This window comes from Bradyrhizobium lablabi (genome assembly GCF_018131005.1).
GTDB classification, from domain to species: Bacteria; Pseudomonadota; Alphaproteobacteria; order Rhizobiales; family Xanthobacteraceae; genus Bradyrhizobium; species Bradyrhizobium lablabi_D.
Map to the genome: position 1 here is coordinate 254,516 of NZ_JAFCJK010000005.1, position 20,521 is coordinate 275,036.

The following is a 20,521-nucleotide window of genomic DNA, read 5'->3' on the forward strand; positions in this document are numbered from 1 at the left end:
AGATGTTCGATTTTGAAGCCCTCTCGCATGCGATCTCCGGCCAGACCGTGCTCTGTGTCGGCGACCTCATGCTCGACGAGTTCGTCTATGGCGAGGTGTCGCGGATCTCGCCGGAGGCGCCGGCTCCCGTGATCGCGGTCCAGCGCAGCGAGACCAATATCGGCGGCGCCGGCAATGTCGCGCGCAATATCGCCGCGCTCGGCGGGCACTGCATCTTCGTCGGCCTGATCGGCGACGACCTCGCGGGCGCGACGCTTGCGGCGGCGCTGGCGAAGGAGAGCGGCATCGAGAACGTGCTGGTGCGGGACAGCGCGCGTCCAACCACACGCAAGGTCCGCTTCGTCTCCGACTATTTCTCGACCCATATGCTGCGCTCCGACTGGGAGCTAGCCGTGCCGGCCGCGCCCGCAGTCGAGCAGCAGCTGATCGACGCGATCCTGCCGTTGATCGCGCGTGCCGATATCGTGCTGCTGTCCGATTACGCCAAGGGCGTGCTTACCGCGCGGGTGATCCGCAACGTCATTGACGCCGCGCGCGGCGCGAAAAAGCGCGTTATTGTCGATCCGAAGAGCGCCAATCTTGCGATCTACCGCGGCGCGACCGTGCTGACGCCGAACCGCAAGGAATTTGCCGAGGCGACCCGCAGTCGCGCCGACACTCCGGAAGCCATCGCCCAGGCCGCGTCCGACGCGATGTACCTCGCTGATTGCGAAGCGATGCTGGTTACGCAAGGCGAGCAAGGGATGACGCTGGTGACGCGCACCGGCCAGTCGGTCCACGTGCCGGCATTGCCGGTCAAGGTGCGCGACGTCTCGGGCGCCGGCGATACCGTCGCGGCGGTGCTTGCGCTGTCGCTAGCAGCCGGCGCCGACTGGGAGGGCGCCTTGCGGATGGCATGTGCCGCTGCGGCGGTCGCGGTCGGCAAGACCGGCACCGCGACGGTCTCGCCGTCGGAGTTGCGGCGAAAGATCCTGCCGCATGCCTCGCTCGCCGCCGAAGACAAGATTGTTCTGGCTGGTGACGACATCGGCGCGCGCCTTTCGGAATGGCGCCGGGAGAATCTACGCGTTGGCTTCACCAATGGCTGCTTCGACATCCTGCATCCCGGCCATGTCAAAGTCCTGACGGCCGCGCGCCGCGCCTGCGACCGTCTGGTCGTCGGGCTCAACAGCGACGCCTCGGTCAGGCGGCTGAAGGGCGCGGATCGCCCGGTGCAGGACGCGGGTGCACGCGCCGAGGTGTTGGCTGCGCTCGAAGCCGTCGACCTCGTCGCGATTTTCGAGGAGGACACGCCAATCAATCTGATCACCAAGGTGCGGCCGAGCGTATTGGTCAAGGGGGGTGACTATACCCGCGAGCAGGTGGTCGGCCACGAGATCGTGGAGGCAGCCGGCGGCGAGGTGCTGCTGGTGGACATCCTACCCGGTCACAGCACGACCTCGCTGGTCGATCGCGCCCGCGGAGGCAAGGGGTGAGCGCGAGCCTCGCTTCAGCGACGGCCGCGACATTGCCGGCATGGCGCGATCCGGCGCGCTGGATGACGACGGCTGACGTGGTCGCGGTACTGCTTGCGCTGTCGCTGCCCTGGTCGACCTCGGCGGTCGGCATCCTGGGGGCCGTGTTCTTCGTGGTCATGCTGCCGACGCTCGACACCAGGGATTTCCTGCGCTCGCTGAAGCGGCCGATCTCGGCGCTGCCGATTGCGCTGTTCCTCCTGGCGTTGGTCGGAACGCTGTGGTCGGATGCGCCCTGGAGCGCGCGGAGCTACGCGCTGAGCCCGGCGGTCAAGCTTCTGGTGCTGCCGTTCCTGTTCTATCATTTCGAACACTCGACCCGCGGCATGTGGGTGTTCGTTACCTTTCTGGTGTCGTGCACGCTCCTGATGGCGGTATCGTGGGTGATCCTGTTCTACCCGGAATGGTCGCTGCGCAAAGTCGATCCGGAACCAGGCATTTTCGTCAAGAACTACATCAACCAAAGCCAGGAATTCGCACTTTGCGCCGTTGCGCTGGCCTATCCGATCGTCAAGCTGCTGCGGGCAGGGCGGATCGCGCTGGCGCTGCTGCTGATCGCGGTGGCGGTGGCTTTCTTCACGAACATGGCCTTCGTGGTGGTGTCACGCACCGCGCTCGTCACCATCCCGATGATGTTCGCGGTGTTTGCGCTTCTCCATTTGCGTTGGCGCAGCATCGTTCTGATCCTGGCCGCATGCGCCGTGCTCGGCGTGGCGGCGTGGTACGCCTCGCCGCAATTGCGACGGACCGCTGAGACGTTCTCGCGCGACTACAAGCTCTACAAGGAACGCAACGAACCGACGTCGATCGGCCTGCGGCTCGAGTTCTGGCGAAAGTCTCTGAACTTCATCGCCGAGGCGCCGATGATCGGTCACGGGACCGGGGCGACGCGAGGCCTGTTCGAGCGCGCTGCGGCGCCTCCCGGGAGTCTGGCTTCAAGTGAAGTGATCGGCAACCCGCACAATCAGACGCTGAACGTGGCGGTGCAATGGGGCTTCGTCGGCTTCGCGGTGCTGTATGCGATGTGGATTCGGCACCTTCTGCTGTTCCGCGGCGACGGTCTCGTCAACTGGATCGGCCTCCTGGTCGTGGTGCAGAACATCTTCACCTCGCTGTTCAATTCGCACATTTTCGATTTCCACGAAGGCTGGATGTACGTGCTGGGCGTCGGGGTGGCGGGTGGCATGACGCTGAACGCAGCGGCGGCGGGCGTGGAACCTGCAGCTCCGCGCGAGCCATGAAGGCTGGCATGCGCGCGGCAGATACGCTATCAGCCTTTGTAATGTCTCGTTGCAAATCCTCGGTTGCCCATAGCTCACCCGTCGCATGACGCGCATTTCACAATTCACTCTGCGCAACTTCCTGATCGTGACCCATGACGCGCTGGCGACGGCATTTGCGCTGGTGGCGAGCTTTTATCTGCGGTTCGAGGGTAGCCTCCTCACCGACCGCCTGCCGCTGCTGCTGCGCATCCTGCCGTGGTTCGTGCTGTTCAGCGTGGTCGTCTCCTATCTGTTCAATCTGACCACGGCGAAATGGCGCTTCACTTCGCTGCCTGATGCGCTCAACATCCTGCGCGTGTCGGCGCTCCTGACCTTGACGCTCGTCGTGCTCGACTACGCTTTCATCTTTGTCGCACCGACCTCTCACGTCCCGGTCCTGTTCGGCCGCATCACCATCATCCTGTTCTTTTTCCTCGAAGTGTTCGCGCTGAGCGCGTTGCGCCTCGGTTATCGTTATTTCCGCTATTCACGCACGCGCCATCATGCCCGCTCCGACAACGCAGCGCCCGCGCTCCTGGTCGGGCGCGCCGCGGACGCGGAGGTCGTGCTGCGCGGAATCGAGAACGGCGCCATCAAGCGGCTGTGGCCGGTTGGCGTGCTATCGCCGTCAGCCTCCGACCGCGGCCAGAAGATTCGCAACATTCCCGTGGTCGGCGGAATCGATGACGTCGAGACCGTGATTCGCGACTTCGAGGCGCGCCAGCGGCCGATCAAGCGCGTCGTCATGACACCGTCGGCTTTCGAGCCCGACGCGCACCCGGAGAGCGTGCTGATGAGCGCAAGGCGGCTAGGCCTGATGGTGAGCCGCCTGCCGTCGCTGGAGAGCGGCGATGCGCCCCGTCTCACCAACGTGGCGGTCGAGGACCTGCTGCTGCGCCCGAGCGAAAAGATCGACTATGCTCGGCTCGAGACGCTGGTGAGGGGCAAGTCCGTCATCGTGACCGGCGGCGGCGGGTCGATCGGCGCCGAGATTTGCGACCGTGTCGCGACCTTCGGCGCGGCGCGGCTGCTGGTGATCGAAAATTCGGAACCGGCGCTCTACGCGGTGACCGAGGCGCTGGTCGCCCGTGACGCCGGCGCGACGATCGAGGGGCGCATCGCCGACATCAGGGATCGCGAGCGCATCACGCGGCTGATGAGGGAGTTCCAGCCGGACATCGTGTTCCACGCCGCGGCGCTCAAACACGTGCCGATCCTCGAGCGTGACTGGAGCGAGGGCGTCAAGACCAACATCTTCGGCTCGGTGAACGTCGCCGACGCCGCGTTGGCCGCCGGTGCGAGCGCGATGGTGATGATCTCGACCGACAAGGCGATCGAGCCGGTGTCGATGCTCGGGCTGACCAAGCGTTTCGCCGAGATGTACTGCCAGGCGCTCGATCATGATCTGATGACGCAGGCCGGCGGCAAGCCGCACATGCGCCTGATCTCGGTGCGGTTCGGCAACGTGCTGGCCTCCAACGGCTCGGTGGTGCCAAAATTCAAGGCCCAAATCGAGGCCGGTGGCCCGATCACGGTCACCCATCCCGACATGGTTCGCTACTTCATGACCATCCGCGAGGCCTGCGATCTCGTGCTGACGGCGGCGACGCATGCGATGACGCCGGCGCGGCCGGACGTCTCGGTCTACGTGCTCAACATGGGACAGCCGGTCAAGATCGTCGATCTCGCCGAGCGGATGATCCGCCTGTCCGGCCTGCAGCCGGGCGTCGATATCGAGGTCGTTTTCAGCGGCATGCGTCCCGGCGAGCGGCTGAACGAGATACTGTTCGCAAGTCAGGAGCCGACGATCGAGATCGGCGTCGCCGGCATCATGGCGGCCAAACCGAACCAGCCGCCAATGTTGACGTTGGGCAAATGGCTCACGGCGCTGGAGGAGGCAATCGCCAGGGACGACCGCGTGACCATCCGCGCTGTCCTGCAGGATGCCGTGCCCGAATTCGGATCGAACGCTGCCTGATCGCGTCGTCGCGCGACTTGCGCGGCGAGACCGCTTCGAAAGCCATTGATGCCCAAGTCCAACAAAGTCGTCGTCGTCAGCCAGCATTATCCACCGGATCACAGCACGACTGCGGCGATCATGGCCGCGATCGCCGAACGGATCGCTCAGGACACGGAAGTGCTGGTTGTCTCCGGCATGCCGGGCTCGGCGCGGAACGGCGTGCCGGGCCGGCCTACGGTCGTCGAGATTGACAACTGGCTGCCCGGCAAGGCGGTGCTGATCCGGCGCGCCTTGGCCGAAACGCTGTTCACGTCGCGCATCTTCTTCGCCCTGCTGACGCGGTTGCGGCGCGGCGACGTCGCGCTGACGGTGACCGCGCCGTTCGTGCTGCCCTATGCGGTGGCCGCAGCGGCGAGGTTGAAAGGGGCGCAGTCAGCGCTGATCATGCACGATCTGTTTCCCGACGTGCTCGTGATGGCCGGGCTGTTGCGGCCGTCCTCCTTCGTCGCACGGGCAATCCGCGGGATCAACGCGCTGATGTTCCGCGCGCTGAATGCCGTCATCGTCATCGGGCGCGACGCCGAGAAGCTCCTGTTGCGGTATGGCGGAATGACACCCGAGAAGATCAGGTTCATCCCGAACTGGACCACGCTCACGCCCGGCATCCGCGCGGTGAGCCCGGACAATCCATTTCGCAAAAAGATCGCGGCGCGTTTTGTCGTTGGCCTGTCCGGCAATCTCGGCTTTACCCACGATCCGGACGTCGTGTTCGAGGCGGCGCGGCTGCTGCGCGGCGAGAGCGATATCCATTTCCTGCTCTCGGGTTGGGGCATCGGCTTCGACCGCCTGAAGGAGATGCAAGAGGAATCGCGGCTTGCCAACGTCACACTGGTCGATCGCGTTGCCGACGAGGAGCTTGACGCGCTCATTTCCAGCGCTGACGTATGGCTCATACCCTATCGCAGGGACGTCTCCGGCGTGTCGGTCCCGAGCCGGTTCTACAACCTGCTCGCGGCGGGCCGGCCCGTCATTCTGGTTTCCGAAGCTGATGCCGAGGCCGCGCTGACCGTGAAGGAAAACGGACTCGGCTGGGTCGTGATGCCCGGCAAACCCGACCAACTCGCGGAGGCTATCAGGCAGGCATCGCGATCACAGGATGCCGCGATGGCCGAGCGTGCGGTTGCGGCGGCGCAGAGGTTCAGCCCGGAGCGGGCGCTGGAGGGCTATGCCGCGCTGGCGCGCGAATTGCTCTGCAAGACAGACACGGAGCGGACGGCATGAAGGACGGCCGACCGGTGATTTTGGTAACGGGTGCGAGCGGTTTTGTCGGCGGCCACCTGGTGCCGGCGCTCGCCCGCAACGGCTGGACGGTGCGACGCGCCATCCGGAACCGCGCCGAGGATGGCAACGACGTGGTGATCGACGTACTCGGGCCGACCACCGAGTGGGGGGCCGCGCTTGCCGGCGCGGACGCCGTGGTCCATCTCGCCGCGCGCGTTCACCATCAGGATGAAGAACATGCGATCGAGCTTTACCGCGACGTCAACATAGAGGGCACACTGCACCTCGCGCGCAGCGCGATCGCGGCCGGCGTACGGGACTTCATCTTCGTCAGCACGATTCTGGTGCACGGTCGCAGCAACGACGGGCGCCCGCCGTTTCGCGAGGACGATACTTTGACGCCCCGCGGCCTCTATGGCATGTCGAAGGTCGCCGCCGAGGTCGGCTTGAAGAGCATGGCGCCGGACAGCGGGATGCGGGTGACCGTTATCCGGCCACCCTTGATCTACGGCGCCGGGGCAAAGGGGAATTTTGCCCTGCTCGAAAGGGCGGTGCTGCGCGGTGTCCCGCTTCCATTCGCCAACGTGCAAAATCGTCGCGCATTCCTGTCAGCGGAGAACCTGGCGTCGTTCGTCGTCCACCGGCTCTCCCATCCCGGGCCCGACTTCGATGTGTTTCTTGTCGCTGACAGCGAGCAGGTGTCGACTCCTGATTTCATCGAGCGCATGGCCCGCGCGGCGCACGCCACGCCGCGCCTGTTCCGTCTGCCGACACCGCTCTTGACCACGCTGCTGAGGATGAGCGGCCGCAAGGAGGCCAATGACAGCCTGCTTGGTTCGCTCGAACTCGATCTCTCGAAAGTCGCCACCACTGGATGGCGGCCGCCCATCAGCCTTGATGAGGGGCTGAAGCTCGCCCTGCGCCGAAACGCGTCCTGAGCCGGGGGGCGCGTCGCATGGGTCAAAGCATCCGCGGTCGCGAGAACCGGCGCAGCAGCACGGCGACAGCGAGCGCGCCGATCAGCAGCAAGAGAATGTCGGCGGCAACGGAATCTAGGACAACCGACATGATCGCGAGCAGCGCCAGAGCGACGTTGAGCGCGAAGACTTCGGCGACGACACGCCATACGGTGAATCCGTTGTCGGTCGCGCGCTGATAGAAATGCGAGCGATGTGCGTTCCAGAACGGCTCGCGCCGTGCGATGCGGCGAAGCAGCGTCACGGTCGCGTCGGTCAGGTAATACAGCGGCAATAGCAGCGCGGCGCCGTATTGGCGGTGAAATGCGAGCTCGAGCAGGCACCAGCCAAGCAGCAGGCCGATTGGCAGGCTTCCGACATCGCCGAGGAAAATCTTTGCGACCGGCCGGTTGAAAGGGGAGAAGCCGAGCAACGCCCCACACAGCGCGGCGGCGACGATCGCGGTCGCCGGCGGAACATGGCCGAAGAACCCGAGCAGGACGACCGCGACCGTGATCGGCACTGCCTCGGCTGTTGTCATCAGGTCCAGCCCGTCCATGAAGTTGACCAGATTCACGAACCAGAGGCCGGCAACAAGCAGGAGCGAGCGTTCGAGCCAGAGCGGGCAGGCCGGAACGATTCTGAAATCACCTGGTGCGACGAAGACCACGGCGGCGACGGCGGCGGCCTGCAGCAACAGCCGAGGAACGACCGGCAGCGGACGGACATCGTCGGCAAATCCCACCACGGCAATGAAAAGGCTCGCCGCAAACACCACGACCGGGAGCGTCAGGCCCGGTGCTCCGGCCATGACGATCGCGGCCCCGGCCGCGAGCAGTGTTGCCGCGGTTACGGCAATGCCGGCGCCCTGCGGCGTCGGAATCCGGTGCGAGGATCGCGCGTTCGGTTTGGCCAGCGCCACGCGCAACAGCATCGGCCGCGTCGCCTCGATCAGGGCGGCCGAGATCGATGCGGCGGCGATCGCCGCGATGAACGACAGGAGTATTTCGAAACTGGTCATCTCGTCGGCGGCTATTCGGATGCGTGCACTTCGATCGGCTCGGCTCCCCTGGCGGCCTTTTCGGGGCTCAGGATCCACACCAGGCCGCCGAATATGCCGACCACGAACGTCACCGCGCCGAACAGCAGCGAGACGTTGACGCCTTCGCTCGCGATCAGCCCGGCATATCCGAACGCCAGTCCCATCGTGGCTTCGCGCACGCCCCAGCCCGCGATCGATATCGGCATCATCGTGATCAGCATCACCGGCGGCAAGAGCTGGAACACCTGGCCGAACGTCACCGGGGCCGCGATCGACCGCACCACGCACCAGCCGATCACGACTGTTACGACGTGAATCGCGACGGAGAGCACCGCGACCTTCGGCCCATGGTCGCGGCTGAACAGCACCCGGTTGGCGATCACGGAGCAGGCATGCACGTGATGCGTCGCCCACCAGCGCTTCAGCCAAGGCCACGGCAAGACGCCAAGCACCAGGAATCCGAGCCCGGCCGCGAGGGCGGCGACGTCCAGCAGCAGCAGCGCCGAACGTCCGTGCGGATCGGAGATCAGCTGGTAGCTCCACGGCAGGGTTGCGCCGATGACGATGGCGAGCGCGATCAGGCCAATTGCACGATCGACGAAGATCGAGTAGGTCGCTGCGCGCCAACCGGCGCCGTTGCGCGCGACCAACCAAAGCCGCACCGCGTCGCCGCCGATTGAGGACGGTAGCGTCTGGTTGAAGAACGTCCCGATCATGTTGAAGCGCATCGCCTGCCGGGTCACGAGCGGCGCGCCGCATTCGGCGCTGATCTCACGCCAGCGCAGCACCCCAAGGAAAATCTGCAGGAAGGTGACGGCGATTGCGATTCCGAGCCATCCCAGGCTTTCGATTCGGATGCGCGCGGCGAGATCGTACAGGTCGACCTTGCGCAGAGAGAAATAGAGCAGCGCGACCGAAATCAATATCTTGATGGTGGAAAGCAGGATCCGGCGCATTTCGCTCGCGCTTGCCAGGTTGCAGAATGTGTCAAAAACAGCGCAAACGCCTTCGCGCGGCCAAATTCGCCGCCTTGGTATGGTTTTCGCGCCGATCTGGCAATAGTCGCAGCCGGCTATTGCGGGCCGCTTGATTGGGCGGTTAAAGAGCCCCGGGTACGGGGCTGCCACCCGTGCGCCAGGGGCTTACAAAACTGCTAAAATCCGCCCGGAAACGTGGATTCGCATGATAGTGCTCCCTGGGAATGTTCCTTGGGCAGACATCGAGGCCGCCGACCGCGGCGGTCTTCGCGCGATTTTGATGTGTCGGTCGCGGACACGACAGGACTTGAGGCATCGATGAACCGGCGAATAATTCCCCTGATCATGTGTGGCGGCGCGGGCACCCGGCTGTGGCCGGCCTCGCGCGAGGTGCATCCGAAGCAGTTCCTGTCGCTGTTCGGGGCGAGATCGACCTTCCAGGAGACGCTGCTGCGGGTTTCGGATGCGACGCTGTTCGAGCGTCCGGTGGTGATCACCAACGAGGCCTACCGCTTCATGGTGCTGGAGCAATTGGCCGAGATCGGCCGCGAGGCCGACGTGCTGCTCGAGCCGATGCGGCGCGATTCGGGGCCGGCGATTGCGGCGGGGGCGGCGTTCGCGGAGGCGCGCACGGCGGACGCGGTGGTGCTGGCGCTCGCCGCCGATCACCTGGTTCGCGACACCGATGCCTTTGTCGCGGCGTGCCGCGCGGGATTGGTCGCGGCCGAAGCGGGCCGCATCGTGACCTTCGGCGTCAAGCCGGAACGTCCTGCGACGGAATATGGCTATATCAGCCCCGGCGCGGCGGTGGCGGGCGAGGTGAGGGCGGTGGCCGAATTCGTCGAGAAGCCGGATGCGGCGACCGCGGCCGGCTATATCGACGCCGGCCATCTCTGGAACAGCGGCAACTTCATGTTCCGCGCCGCGGTGCTGCTCGACGAGTACCGCAGCCTCGATGCGGCGAGCGTCGCCGCGGTCGAGGCCTCGGTTGCGACCGCGGCGCGCGACCTCGGCTTCGTCAAGCTCGACGCCGCGGCGTTTGCCGCCGCCAAGGCGATCTCGATCGACTATGCGGTGATGGAGAAGACCGCGCACGCGGCGGTGGTGCCGGTGGCCTGCGGCTGGTCCGACATCGGCTCATGGCGCCAGGTCTGGGAGCTGTCGGACAAGGACGGCCAGGGCAATGCGGCGCGGGGGACCGCGGTGTTCGAGGATTCCCGCAACTGCAACGTTGCGACTGACCGCGCGCTGGTGGCGCTCGAGGGCGTCGACGACCTCGTCGTGGTGGCGACCCAGGACGCGGTGCTGGTGTCGCGGCAGAAGGACGCCAACGGCCTGAAGCGGTTGGTTGGCAAGCTCAAGGCGGTCGCCCCCGAGGTGACCGAGAGCCACATCAAGGTGCATCGTCCCTGGGGCTCCTACCAGTCGGTCGACAATGGCGACCGCCACCAGGTGAAGCGCATCGTCGTCAAGCCGGGCGGGCGGCTGTCGCTGCAGAAGCACCATCACCGCTCCGAGCACTGGATCGTGGTGCGCGGCACGGCGCAGGTCACGGTCAACGAGCTGGTCAAGACCGTGCACGAGAACGAATCGATCTACATCCCGATCGGGGCGGTGCACCGGCTGGAGAACCCCGGCAAGATCCAGCTCGAGCTGATCGAGGTGCAGACCGGCAGCTATTTCGGCGAGGACGACATCATCCGCATCGAGGACGACTACCAGCGTGCCTAAGGTCGCGCGATCGAGATGCGGTGATGTGAAATTGCATCACGATCGCCTTGCCCGACACTTCACGCATAGCCGTTCGGATTGCTGCTTTGCCAGCGCCAATGATCGGCGCACATCGTCTGGAGCGACCGCGTTGCGCTCCAGCCTAACAGCTTTGATGCGTAATCGGTTGCGGCATAGTAGGCATCTATGTCGCCGGCGCGTCGCGGCTTGATGTCGAAGGGGATCGCCCTGCCGCTCGCCGTCTCGAAGGCACGAACCACCTCTAGCACACTGCTGCCGGCGCCTGTGCCGAGATTGACCGAAAAGCATTGCGGCTGGTCGAGCACCTTGAGCGCGGAGACATGGCCCGCGGCAAGATCCATCACATGGATATAATCCCGCACGCCAGTGCCGTCGGGGGTCTCGTAGTCATTGCCCCAGATGTTGAGCCGCTCGCGGCGGCCGATCGCAACCTGGGCGACGAATGGGACGAGATTGTTCGGAACGCCTTTCGGATCTTCACCGATCAGGCCACTCTCGTGCGCGCCGACCGGATTGAAGTAGCGCAGGATCGCGACCGCCCAGCTCGTGTCACTCGCGTACTGGTCGCGCAGCATCTCCTCGATCATGAGCTTGGTGCGGCCATAGGGATTGACGGCGCTGAGCGGGTGTTCTTCGGTGTAGGGCAGGAACTGTGGCGTGCCATACACAGTAGCCGACGAACTGAACACGATCTTACGCACGCCGGTCGCCTGCATCGCGCGAAGTAGCCGATGCGAGCCGATCACGTTCTGGTCGTAGTATTCGAGCGGTTGCGCAACGGAATCCTGCACGGACTTCAGCCCTGCGAAATGCATCACGGACGTGCAGCCGTATTGCGTCAGTACCTTCTCGAGCGCGGCCTGGTCGCGCACATCGCCCTCGACGACCGTCAGCGGCCTTCCGCAGATTTTCTGCACCCGCTCCAGGGCGATCGGACTGCTGTTGCAGAAATTGTCGAACACAACGACGTCTTCGCCGGTCGACAAGAGTGCGACGCAAGCGTGTGAGCCGATGTAGCCGGCGCCTCCGGTGACCAGGATCATGCGATGTCTCTAGCGTTGTGCGAGGGCCTTGCCGGCTCAATCGCGGCCTTCATAGCATTCCGAATTTTTAGCGCCAACGTTCGTTTGTGCGTCCGATATTTTCAGTCCGTTGTCACGAAAAATGATGTTGGTGGCTGCGAGGCATCTCTGATCGCGGACAATTGTCGTCGACCAATGTCCAGTCTTTAACTGGGAGAGCGCCCAGGCAACTTCTTGAAGCGATCGATCCAGTCTTGCAGGAATACCGGCATGAGCCGGCCTGCTGTGATCCCGCAAAGCCCGCCAGCGGCCTTCACCAGCGCGTCGAGCATGCGGGCGTGGCGATCCGGCGTCAGCAATTGCAGCGCCTCGAGCGCGAACGCGCTGGTGATGACAATTGCAACCATCAGCTGCAGGCGCCGTGGGTAACCCAGCATGAACGCCAATCCCACCACCGCGTACGCCACAAAATGCTCCAGCGGCGGCCCGGCGACCGACGGTCGTTCGTTGATTGGCGACAGCGTAGCAAATGCGATGAAGGCAAGTGCCAACCAGCCCGAAATCCGAAAAAGAGCTTGGATCATGATTGTCCGGTGGTAGGCGATGGCAGGTCCGGGCGCAACCCCACGCGCCCCTCGCCCAGGACGGTTAACGGGAGAGATCGGCGGATACCGTTAACCGCTGATCGTTGTCTGGCGTGCCCGGCCGACCCAAATCTGCTATCAAACGCGGGAAATGACAAAAAAGTAACGTTCCGCCCGTTGCTCCGTTCATAACCCGTTCACCGCCGAAAGCCTCTCTTGATGCCGGATACCGCGATGCTCACTTTCGGAGGCCAACGTGCGTCTGCTTGTCGTTGAGGATGATCCGGATCTGAACCGTCAGCTCACCGCCGCGCTGACGGATGCCGGTTATGTGGTCGATCGGGCGTTCGACGGCGAGGAGGGGCATTTTCTCGGCGACAGCGAACCCTATGACGCGGTGGTGCTGGATATCGGCTTGCCGAAGATGGACGGCATCTCGGTGCTGGAAGCGTGGCGGCGCAACAAGCGCGTGATGCCTGTTCTGATTCTCACCGCGCGCGATCGCTGGAGCGACAAGGTCCAGGGATTCGATGCCGGCGCCGACGACTATGTGGCGAAGCCGTTCCACCTTGAAGAGGTGCTCGCGCGAATCCGCGCGCTGTTGCGCCGCTCGACTGGTCACGCCCAGGTGGAGCTGATCTGCGGGCCAGTGACGCTCAACACGCGCACCAAACGCGTCACGGTCAACGGCAATCCCGTCAAGCTGACGTCGCATGAGTACAACCTTCTGGACTATTTGATGCATCACACGGGGCGAGTGGTGTCGCGGACCGAGCTGGTCGAGCATCTCTACGATCAGGACTTCGATCGCGACTCCAACACGATCGAGGTGTTTGTCGGCCGCATCCGCAAAAAGCTTGACGCCGACATCATCCAGACCGTGCGGGGCCTCGGCTACATGCTCTCGCCGCCGACCTCGGGCACTTGATCGGCGCGCGAGCATCGGCATGATCCTCGCCGGGGACAGGATGCCGGATGCCGATGCTCGCTGACATGATGTTCGAGACCGTGACCTGATGCGCGGAAGCTCGCTTGCGACCCGCCTGTTCGTCTCGGCGACCGCCTGGGTGGTTGTCATCCTGGCGATCACCGGCGTCATCCTGTCGTCGGTCTATCGTGATGCAACAGAACGCGCTTTCGACCGGCGACTCAATCTCTATCTGCGTACGTTGATTGCCGAGGTCGCGACGCCCGACGAGCCGGCGGATCGTCAGTTCCAGTCGCTCGGCGAGCCTCTGTTCGACCTGCCGCTGTCAGGCTGGTACTGGCAGATCACCCGCACCGACACGGAGAAGGCCGAAACCCGCGCCTCGCGTTCGCTGTGGGACAAGAAGCTGCCAAAGCTCGATGAGCAGAGTGCCGACCTGACCGCCGCCGGCGTTCGGCTTGGCTATGTCGAAGGCCCCGAAGGCCAGAACCTGCGCATGGTGGAGCGGCCGGTCGATCTTGGCGCGGATGGCAAGTTCCTTGTCAGCGTTGCCGGCGATGCCACCGAAATTTTCGATGAGACGCGCAGCTTCGACTACTATCTCGGCGGTACCTTCGCAGCTCTCGGCATCGTGCTGCTGCTGACCACGATCTTCCAGGTCCGCTACGGTCTTGCGCCGCTCAAGCGAATTTCGGACGCGATCGCCGACATCCGGTCCGGCCGCGCGGAACGGCTGGAGGGCCAGTTCCCGGTCGAGATCGCGCCGCTTGCGCGCGAGACCAACGCGTTGATCGATGCCAACCGGGAAATCGTCGAGCGCTCGCGCACCCATGTTGGCAATCTTGCCCATGCGATCAAGACGCCGCTGTCGGTGATCGTCAATGAAGCGAGCGCGCATGCCGCCGATCCCTTCGCGGGCAAGGTGCTGGAGCAAGCCGACGTAATGCGCGATCAGGTCGCCCATCACCTGGAACGCGCCCGCATCGCCGCTCGCGTCACCATTGTCAGCACCATCACCGATGTCGCGCCTGTCATCGAGGCGTTGCGGCGGACCATGGAGAAGATTCATCGCGACCGTGCCATCTCGATCGAAGTGAAGGCTGATGCGGCAGCACGGTTTCGCGGCGAGCGCCAGGATCTCGAGGAGATGGTCGGCAATCTGGTCGATAACGCTTGCAAATGGGCGGCCTCGCAGGTGTTGGTCGAGGTGTTCGTCGAGCCGCCGGAGGAGGCGGGCGCCCCGCCCAGGCTGCGTGTCGTCGTCGACGACGACGGCCGCGGCCTGTCCGCCGCCGAGCGGGCCAAGGTATCCCGCCGCGGCCAGCGGCTGGACGAATCGAAGCCCGGCTCAGGATTGGGCCTTTCCATCGTCACTGACCTTGCGGGCCTTTATGGCGGCCATCTCGCCCTCGGCAATGCGCCGATCGGTGGCCTGCGGGCCGAACTCGTGCTTCCGGGGCTGTAGGCGGCCATCCGTCGCCATCCTTGGTCCTCCTGTTTCGTTTCGGATGACTGACCGGCCTATTGAAATCATTGGTTAACTACTTCACGACTTCTTAACGCGCAGGGCTTTATGATCCGAAGCGGACGTGTTGGGGCCGTCCGCGTCACGCCAAGCATTCACCCACCGGACATGAGCCAGAGATCCATCGAGCGGCTGAGAGACTATCTCGCGCAGCTTCCGCCGCAATCGCAGGCGCTGCTGATACGGGAGTTTGAGCGTGCCGTCGAGCGCGGCGAAGACGTCGTGCTTGCCAGCACAGTGCTCGAGCAGTTGCGCAAGATCGTCCGCGGTGTCGAGGAGGACGAGGACACGCAAGCGCGCACCGACGATCCGGCTCGGTTATTGTTCCGGCCGCTGGAGCCGTTCCTCATAGATACGAATTTTCCGACGCGGCCCGGCCAGATCAAGCGCTCATCGCTGCTGCCGGTTTGGGAGTGGCTGGCGCGCGAGGGTGCGCCTGAAGCTGCCCGCGAGTTCGAGTCCGCGCTTGCCGCCGCGCGGGAAAGCGGTTCGATGGAGGCCGCGGCGCGCAACTTCCAGCTTGCGGCGGCGGACGCGATCCTCAACGCCGCGACCCCGGTGGACGACCGCCAGCGCGGACTGTCGCGCGTCGGCTCGCCCAGTGTGGTCGAAGATCTGCTGCCGATCGGTTCGGTTCTGCGCGCGCGTGAGGCGTTGGATACGCTCGGCAGCCGGCTCCCCCGCCAGATGCGGGTCTTCGCCGATGCCCAGATCGCCTCCGCCACCGAAGCGCTCAAGGTTCCTTCGTTGCAGACCCCGCAATTGCTGCCGTTCGCGCTGACGCTGATCGCTCAGCGGCTGGTCGCGCCATGGCAGATCATTCGCCTCGCCATCAGGATGGCGGCGTCCGACGATGAGATTCGCGTGGCGGCAACTCCCTATGGCGTCGCGGTCACGATCGCGCTGCACGACCTGTCCTTTGTCGCGGCCTGCCTGCGCACGGACATCAGGCGCGGGCATTTCGAATATGTTGGTGAGCAGCTCAAGACCCTGCACGACGGCGTCCGCGGCCTGCGCACCGAGCTCGATCTGCGCAACGACTCGACCTGGGGCCGCCAGCTCACCTCGATCCGGGCAGACACCTCCAATGCGCTGCAGTCAGAGATCGACAGCGTGCCCGGCCGGGTCCGCCGCATCTTGCGGCAGCGCGCCGACAAGGACATCTCTGTCAGCGCCAAGGTTGACATGTCAGAGGTCGAGGATGCTGCCGCACTGATCGATTTCGTCGCGGTGTGCCGTACCTATGCGAGCGAGCTTGCCATCAATGAGGTGACGCTGCGGACCTACTCGGACCTGCAGCACTATGTCGAGCAGTCGACCGAAGGGCTGGTGCAGTCGCTGCGCGCCGGCGACGCGCGGGTGCGCACCTACCGGCAGATGCAGGTCAAGGCCGCGATCCGCTTCTGCGAGATTCTGTTCGGTCACGACTACGCCTCGCTGATGAGCCGGGCGGCCGAGAATGCCGTCACCGGCGAGCGCAAATCCTCCCGCGCGGGCTGACCCGAAAGTCCCGGCCGCCACCCCCGATCCAGCAATTGTCAATTGCCGGGCTCGCCGCGGCTAGTGTAAAGCGGCTGAGCGGCGCCTGATCCAAGGTTGCCGCTTCGCCCGGGAACCGCTTGATGACGCTGTGGTTTGTGTTCGCGCTGATGACGGTCGCGGCGATCTTCGCCGTGCTGTGGCCGCTCAGCCGTGGGCGCGCGGCGGGCACCGGCGGCAGCGAGGCCATTGTCTACCGGGACCAGCTTGCCGAAATCGACCGCGACCTCGCTGCCGGCATCATCGGTGCTGCCGAGGCGGACGCGGCAAAGATCGAAATCAGCCGCCGACTGCTTGCCGCCGCCGACCGGGGTGAACGTGAGACCCCGCCCCAGAGCAACCTCAAGCTGCGGCGGACCGCCGCCATCGTTGCGCTGGTCGGGCTTCCGCTCGTTGCCGCCGGCTTCTATCTCACGCTCGGTTCGCCCCGGCTCGGGGACTTCCCGCTGTCGGCGCGCAACCAGGGGGCCGATGCCAACCAGCCATTGGCCAATCTGGTCGCGCAGGTCGAGTCCCACCTGGAAAAAAGCCCGACCGATGGCCGCGGCTGGAGCGTGCTGGCACCGGTGCTGTCGCGCCTCGGCCGCTACGATGATGCGGTGCGCGCCTATCGCAACGCCATCACCTACGCCGGTGATAGTGCCGAGCGCCGCGCCGACCTCGGCGAAGCGCTGACGGGTGCGGCCGGCGGCGTTGTCACGTCGGAAGCCAAGACGGAGTTCGGGCGCGCGGTCGCGCAGAACACGGGCGATCCCAAGGCGAATTATTTCCTCGGGCTCGCCGCCGAGCAGGACGGCCGCAAGGCCGACGCCGCCGCAATCTGGCAGGCCATGCTGGCGAAGGCCCCGCCGGACGCGCCGTGGCGGCCGCTGGTGCAGGCGGCTCTCCTACGGGTCGGCGGTGCCAGCGCGCCTGCACTGTCCGACGGCGCGATGGCGGCGGCCAAGGACATGAGCGAGGCCGATCGCGGCGCGATGATCCGCGGCATGGTCGACCGGCTCGCAACGCGGCTCAAGCAGAACGGCGATGATGTCGAGGGTTGGCTGCGGCTGGTGCGCGCCTATCTGGTGATGGGTGAGCGCGACAAGGCGGTGGGCGCGCTGACCGAAGCGCGCCAGGCGGTCGGCAACGACGTCGAGCGGTTGCGGCAGCTCAATGACGGGCTGAAGAATCTGGGATTTGATGGATAACCTATGACCAGGAAGCAACGGCGTCTGACATTGATCTGCGGCGCGCTCGCGGTGCTCGCGATCGCCGCGGGCCTTGTGCTGAACGCGTTGCGCGATTCCATCGTGTTCTTCTCGACACCGTCGATGGTCGCCGAAAAGCATATCGGTCCGGGGAAGCGCTTCCGCCTCGGTGGCCTGGTGCAGCCGGGTTCGCTTGAGCGCGGCGACAATCTCGCGGTGTCGTTCAGCGTCGCCGACGGAACCGCGACGCTCCCCGTCGCCTACAAGGGTATCCTGCCGGATTTGTTCCGCGAAGGGCAGGGGGTGGTCGCGGAGGGTTCGCTCGACGCGTCGGGCGTCTTCCGCGCCGATACGGTGCTGGCAAAGCATGACGAGACCTACATGCCGAAGGACGTCGCCGACGCCCTGAAGAAACAGGGCCACTGGAAGGATGATTATGGTGCCAAGCCGAGCGCCTCGGCGGCGCCGCAACCGGCGCAGGGAGCAATGCGGTGATCGCCGAGAGCGGACATTATGCGCTGGTGCTCGCGCTCGCGCTCGCGCTGATCCAGTCGACCGTGCCGCTGATCGGCGCGCGCTGGCGCGATGTCGCGCTGATGAACGTTGCGCGCTCGACCGCGCTGATGCAATTGTTGTTCGTGGCGGCCTCGTTCGTTGCCCTGGTGATGCTGCACGTCACCTCGGATTTCTCGGTCGCCAACGTCTATGAGAACTCGCATTCGCTGAAACCGCTGATCTACAAGATCACGGGCGTGTGGGGAAACCACGAAGGATCGATGTTGCTGTGGGTGTCGATCCTCGCGCTGTTCGGTGGCCTCGTCGCCGCCTTCGGCAACAACCTGCCGCTGTCGCTGCGCGCCCATGTGCTGGCGGTGCAGGCCTGGATCGCCTCCGCCTTCTATCTGTTCATCCTGATCACCTCGAATCCGTTCCTGCGCATCGTCAATCCGCCGATCGAGGGCCGCGATCTCAATCCGGTACTGCAGGACATCGGTCTCGCGGTGCATCCGCCGATGCTCTATCTCGGCTATGTCGGCTTCTCGATCTCGTTCTCCTTCGCCGTCGCGGCCCTGATCGAGGGCCGGATCGATGCCGCCTGGGCACGCTGGGTGCGGCCCTGGACGCTGGTCGCCTGGATCTTTCTGACCCTCGGCATCGCGATGGGTTCGTACTGGGCCTATTACGAGCTCGGCTGGGGCGGATGGTGGTTCTGGGACCCGGTTGAGAACGCTTCGCTGATGCCGTGGCTCGCCGGCACCGCGCTGCTGCATTCGGCGCTCGTGATGGAGAAGCGCAACGCGCTCAAGGTCTGGACCATTCTGCTGTCGATCCTGACCTTCTCGCTGTCGCTGCTCGGCACTTTCCTGGTGCGCTCGGGGGTATTGACCTCGGTGCATGCTTTCGCGACCGATCCGACGCGCGGCGTATTCATCCTGCTGATCCTCTGCGTTTTCATCGGCGGCAGCCTCTCGCTCTATGCCTGGCGCGCACCGGCGTTGAAACGGGGCGGACTGTTCGCGCCGATCTCGCGCGAGGGCGCGCTGGTACTCAACAATCTCTTTCTCACCACGGCTTGCGCGACCGTGTTCATCGGCACGCTCTATCCGCTGGCGCTCGAAGTTCTGACCGGTGACAAGATCTCGGTTGGCGCGCCGTTCTTCAACCTCACCTTCGCTCCGCTGTTCGTGCCTCTGATGATCGCGGTACCGTTCGGGCCGTTGCTCGCCTGGAAGCGCGGCGACCTGCTCGGCGCGGCGCAACGCCTCACCGCGGCCGGCCTCGCGTCGCTGGTTGCGATCGCGCTGCTCTGGGCGTGGACCCGTGGCGGCGCAACGCTGGCGCCTCTGGCAATCGGTCTTGCGGTGTTTGTCATCGTCGGAGTGCTCTGCGATCTCGCCGAGCGCACCGCGCTGTTGCGAATTCCGCTGTCGATCTCGCTGCGGCGCGCCCGCGGATTGCCGCGCGCCGTCTGGGGCACGGCCTTCGCACATGCGGGCCTCGGCGTGGCGCTGATCGGGATCGTCTGCGAGACCACATGGAACAGCGAATATATCGGCGCGATCAAGCCCGGCGACCTCGCCAATGTCGCGGGCTATCAGTTGAAGCTCGACGGCCTGACGCAACGTCAGGGACCGAATTTCCGTGAGATGGTGGCAAAGTTCACTGTGAGTCGCGACGGCGAGAAGCTCTCCGTCATGACCCCCTCGAAGCGGAACTTCACGACGCGCGGCTCGTCGACGACGGAAGCAGCATTGCTGACCCGCGGCGCGAGCCAACTCTACATCTCGCTCGGCGATGGCTCGGCCGACGGCGCGATCGCGGTGCGCATCTATCACAAGCCGCTGGTGCTCCTGATCTGGTGGGGACCGGTGCTGATGGCGTTTGGCGGCGTGCTGTCGCTGTCCGACCGCCGCTTGCGGGTCGGGGCACCCAAGCCTGCCAGGGCGACACGCACACTACAGGCGGCAGAGTGATGCGCGCGCGGCTCGCTTTCGCCGGCCTGCTGGCTGCGGTGTTGATGACGGCCGCGCCGCCGGCGCGCGCGGTGCAGCCGGATGAGATCATGGCCGATCCTGCCAAGGAGGCGAGGGCGCGTGACCTGTCGCGCGAGCTGCGCTGCATGGTGTGCCAGAATCAGTCGATCGACGATTCCGAGGCGCCGCTGGCGCGTGATCTGCGCCTCCTGGTGCGCGAACGGATTGCTGCCGGCGATAATGACCGGCAGGTGATCGATTTCCTGGTGGCCCGCTATGGCGAGTTCGTGTTGCTGAAACCGCGCTTCAGCCCTCACACCTTGCTGTTATGGCTGATCCCGCCGCTGGCGCTGCTCGGCGGCGGCGCCGCCCTATGGGCCTACAGCCGTCGGCGGACGAACGCGGCAGGCGAAGGGGGCGAATCCGACGTGGAACTGACCACAGACGAGAAAGCGCGCCTGGAACGGCTGCTGGCCGCGGAACCAATGCCGAAAAAGCCGGGCTAGGGGTTCTCA

The 20,521-nt window shown here is 65.2% G+C and carries 17 protein-coding genes; 13 read left to right on the top strand and 4 right to left on the bottom strand.

The genetic code is table 11. The annotated features are described in order from the left end of the window. Nucleotides 1-2 precede the first annotated feature (2 nt). The 5 genes from rfaE1 to JQ553_RS17155 all read left to right on the top strand — a co-directional run bounded on the left by rfaE1 (nt 3) and on the right by JQ553_RS17155 (nt 6,955). A complete protein-coding gene (rfaE1, locus tag JQ553_RS17135) occupies nt 3-1,475 on the top strand; it encodes a D-glycero-beta-D-manno-heptose-7-phosphate kinase (protein WP_212501154.1) in 1,473 nt (490 codons plus the stop codon). Between the two features lie 62 nt (nt 1,476-1,537). Further along, complete coding sequence (locus tag JQ553_RS17140; protein ID WP_212501464.1) at nt 1,538-2,755, top strand: O-antigen ligase; 1,218 nt, start codon at nt 1,538-1,540, stop codon at nt 2,753-2,755. Nucleotides 2,756-2,840: 85 nt separating this feature from the next. Next, a complete protein-coding gene (locus JQ553_RS17145) occupies nt 2,841-4,754 on the top strand; it encodes a nucleoside-diphosphate sugar epimerase/dehydratase (protein WP_212501155.1) in 1,914 nt (637 codons plus the stop codon). A 48-nt stretch (nt 4,755-4,802) separates the two neighbouring features. Further along, a complete protein-coding gene (locus JQ553_RS17150; protein WP_212501156.1) occupies nt 4,803-6,017 on the top strand; it encodes a glycosyltransferase family 4 protein in 1,215 nt (404 codons plus the stop codon). Then, entirely contained in the window at nt 6,014-6,955 is a 942-nt protein-coding gene (locus tag JQ553_RS17155) for an NAD-dependent epimerase/dehydratase family protein (RefSeq protein ID WP_212501157.1), read from the top strand. The genes JQ553_RS17150 and JQ553_RS17155 overlap by 4 nt, the downstream gene beginning before the upstream one ends. Before the next feature lie 22 nt (nt 6,956-6,977). Here JQ553_RS17155 and JQ553_RS17160 read toward each other — a convergent pair whose 3' ends face one another. Together JQ553_RS17160 and JQ553_RS17165 are read right to left on the bottom strand one after the other, a co-directional pair. Further along, a complete protein-coding gene (locus JQ553_RS17160; protein ID WP_212501158.1) occupies nt 6,978-7,994 on the bottom strand; it encodes a glycosyl transferase in 1,017 nt (338 codons plus the stop codon). A gap of 11 nt (nt 7,995-8,005) precedes the next feature. Further along, a complete protein-coding gene (locus JQ553_RS17165; RefSeq protein ID WP_212501159.1) occupies nt 8,006-8,971 on the bottom strand; it encodes a lysylphosphatidylglycerol synthase transmembrane domain-containing protein in 966 nt (321 codons plus the stop codon). A 339-nt stretch (nt 8,972-9,310) separates the two neighbouring features. On the opposite strand from JQ553_RS17165, the gene JQ553_RS17170 reads away from it, so the two are divergent. Next, nucleotides 9,311-10,723 carry a mannose-1-phosphate guanylyltransferase/mannose-6-phosphate isomerase gene (locus JQ553_RS17170; protein WP_212501160.1) on the top strand — a complete coding sequence of 471 codons (1,413 nt, stop codon included), beginning with the start codon at nt 9,311-9,313 and terminating at the stop codon, nt 10,721-10,723. A 59-nt stretch (nt 10,724-10,782) separates the two neighbouring features. Here JQ553_RS17170 and galE read toward each other — a convergent pair whose 3' ends face one another. Together galE and JQ553_RS17180 are read right to left on the bottom strand one after the other, a co-directional pair. Next, a complete protein-coding gene (galE, locus tag JQ553_RS17175) occupies nt 10,783-11,787 on the bottom strand; it encodes a UDP-glucose 4-epimerase GalE (RefSeq protein WP_212501161.1) in 1,005 nt (334 codons plus the stop codon). Between the two features lie 185 nt (nt 11,788-11,972). Continuing rightward, nucleotides 11,973-12,350 (bottom strand): VanZ family protein, encoded by a 378-nt coding sequence (locus JQ553_RS17180; RefSeq protein ID WP_212501162.1) that lies wholly within the window; start codon nt 12,348-12,350, stop codon nt 11,973-11,975. Nucleotides 12,351-12,606: 256 nt separating this feature from the next. Between JQ553_RS17180 and JQ553_RS17185 the strand changes: the two genes are divergently transcribed. From JQ553_RS17185 to JQ553_RS17215, 7 genes are all read left to right on the top strand, one after another. Then, on the top strand, nt 12,607-13,278 hold the full coding sequence (locus JQ553_RS17185; RefSeq protein ID WP_212501163.1) for a response regulator transcription factor: 672 nt from the start codon (nt 12,607-12,609) through the stop codon (nt 13,276-13,278). A gap of 88 nt (nt 13,279-13,366) precedes the next feature. After that, nucleotides 13,367-14,743: a sensor histidine kinase gene (locus JQ553_RS17190; RefSeq protein ID WP_212501164.1), complete on the top strand. Its 1,377-nt coding sequence runs from the start codon at nt 13,367-13,369 to the stop codon at nt 14,741-14,743. Between the two features lie 168 nt (nt 14,744-14,911). Next, nucleotides 14,912-16,303, top strand: a complete 1,392-nt coding sequence (locus JQ553_RS17195; RefSeq protein ID WP_212501165.1) for a hypothetical protein — start codon at nt 14,912-14,914, stop codon at nt 16,301-16,303. 122 nt (nt 16,304-16,425) lie between these two features. Next, on the top strand, nt 16,426-17,532 hold the full coding sequence (gene ccmI, locus JQ553_RS17200) for a c-type cytochrome biogenesis protein CcmI (protein WP_212501166.1): 1,107 nt from the start codon (nt 16,426-16,428) through the stop codon (nt 17,530-17,532). Between the two features lie 3 nt (nt 17,533-17,535). Next, nucleotides 17,536-18,027 (top strand): cytochrome c maturation protein CcmE, encoded by a 492-nt coding sequence (gene ccmE, locus JQ553_RS17205; RefSeq protein ID WP_212501167.1) that lies wholly within the window; start codon nt 17,536-17,538, stop codon nt 18,025-18,027. Then, nucleotides 18,024-20,006 carry a heme lyase CcmF/NrfE family subunit gene (locus JQ553_RS17210; RefSeq protein WP_212501168.1) on the top strand — a complete coding sequence of 661 codons (1,983 nt, stop codon included), beginning with the start codon at nt 18,024-18,026 and terminating at the stop codon, nt 20,004-20,006. The genes ccmE and JQ553_RS17210 overlap by 4 nt, the downstream gene beginning before the upstream one ends. After that, entirely contained in the window at nt 20,006-20,512 is a 507-nt protein-coding gene (locus tag JQ553_RS17215) for a cytochrome c-type biogenesis protein (protein ID WP_212501169.1), read from the top strand. The genes JQ553_RS17210 and JQ553_RS17215 overlap by 1 nt, the downstream gene beginning before the upstream one ends. Nucleotides 20,513-20,521: the final 9 nt, after the last annotated feature.

Coding starts and splice junctions, on each gene's coding strand:
- rfaE1 (WP_212501154.1), top strand. CDS start 3: ATGTTCGATTTTGAAGCCCTCTCGCATGCGATCTCCGGCCAGACCGTG.
- JQ553_RS17140 (WP_212501464.1), top strand. CDS start 1,538: ATGACGACGGCTGACGTGGTCGCGGTACTGCTTGCGCTGTCGCTGCCC.
- JQ553_RS17145 (WP_212501155.1), top strand. CDS start 2,841: ATGACGCGCATTTCACAATTCACTCTGCGCAACTTCCTGATCGTGACC.
- JQ553_RS17150 (WP_212501156.1), top strand. CDS start 4,803: ATGCCCAAGTCCAACAAAGTCGTCGTCGTCAGCCAGCATTATCCACCG.
- JQ553_RS17155 (WP_212501157.1), top strand. CDS start 6,014: ATGAAGGACGGCCGACCGGTGATTTTGGTAACGGGTGCGAGCGGTTTT.
- JQ553_RS17160 (WP_212501158.1), bottom strand. CDS start 7,994: ATGACCAGTTTCGAAATACTCCTGTCGTTCATCGCGGCGATCGCCGCC.
- JQ553_RS17165 (WP_212501159.1), bottom strand. CDS start 8,971: ATGCGCCGGATCCTGCTTTCCACCATCAAGATATTGATTTCGGTCGCG.
- JQ553_RS17170 (WP_212501160.1), top strand. CDS start 9,311: ATGAACCGGCGAATAATTCCCCTGATCATGTGTGGCGGCGCGGGCACC.
- galE (WP_212501161.1), bottom strand. CDS start 11,787: ATGATCCTGGTCACCGGAGGCGCCGGCTACATCGGCTCACACGCTTGC.
- JQ553_RS17180 (WP_212501162.1), bottom strand. CDS start 12,350: ATGATCCAAGCTCTTTTTCGGATTTCGGGCTGGTTGGCACTTGCCTTC.
- JQ553_RS17190 (WP_212501164.1), top strand. CDS start 13,367: ATGCGCGGAAGCTCGCTTGCGACCCGCCTGTTCGTCTCGGCGACCGCC.
- JQ553_RS17195 (WP_212501165.1), top strand. CDS start 14,912: ATGAGCCAGAGATCCATCGAGCGGCTGAGAGACTATCTCGCGCAGCTT.
- ccmI (WP_212501166.1), top strand. CDS start 16,426: ATGACGCTGTGGTTTGTGTTCGCGCTGATGACGGTCGCGGCGATCTTC.
- ccmE (WP_212501167.1), top strand. CDS start 17,536: ATGACCAGGAAGCAACGGCGTCTGACATTGATCTGCGGCGCGCTCGCG.
- JQ553_RS17215 (WP_212501169.1), top strand. CDS start 20,006: ATGCGCGCGCGGCTCGCTTTCGCCGGCCTGCTGGCTGCGGTGTTGATG.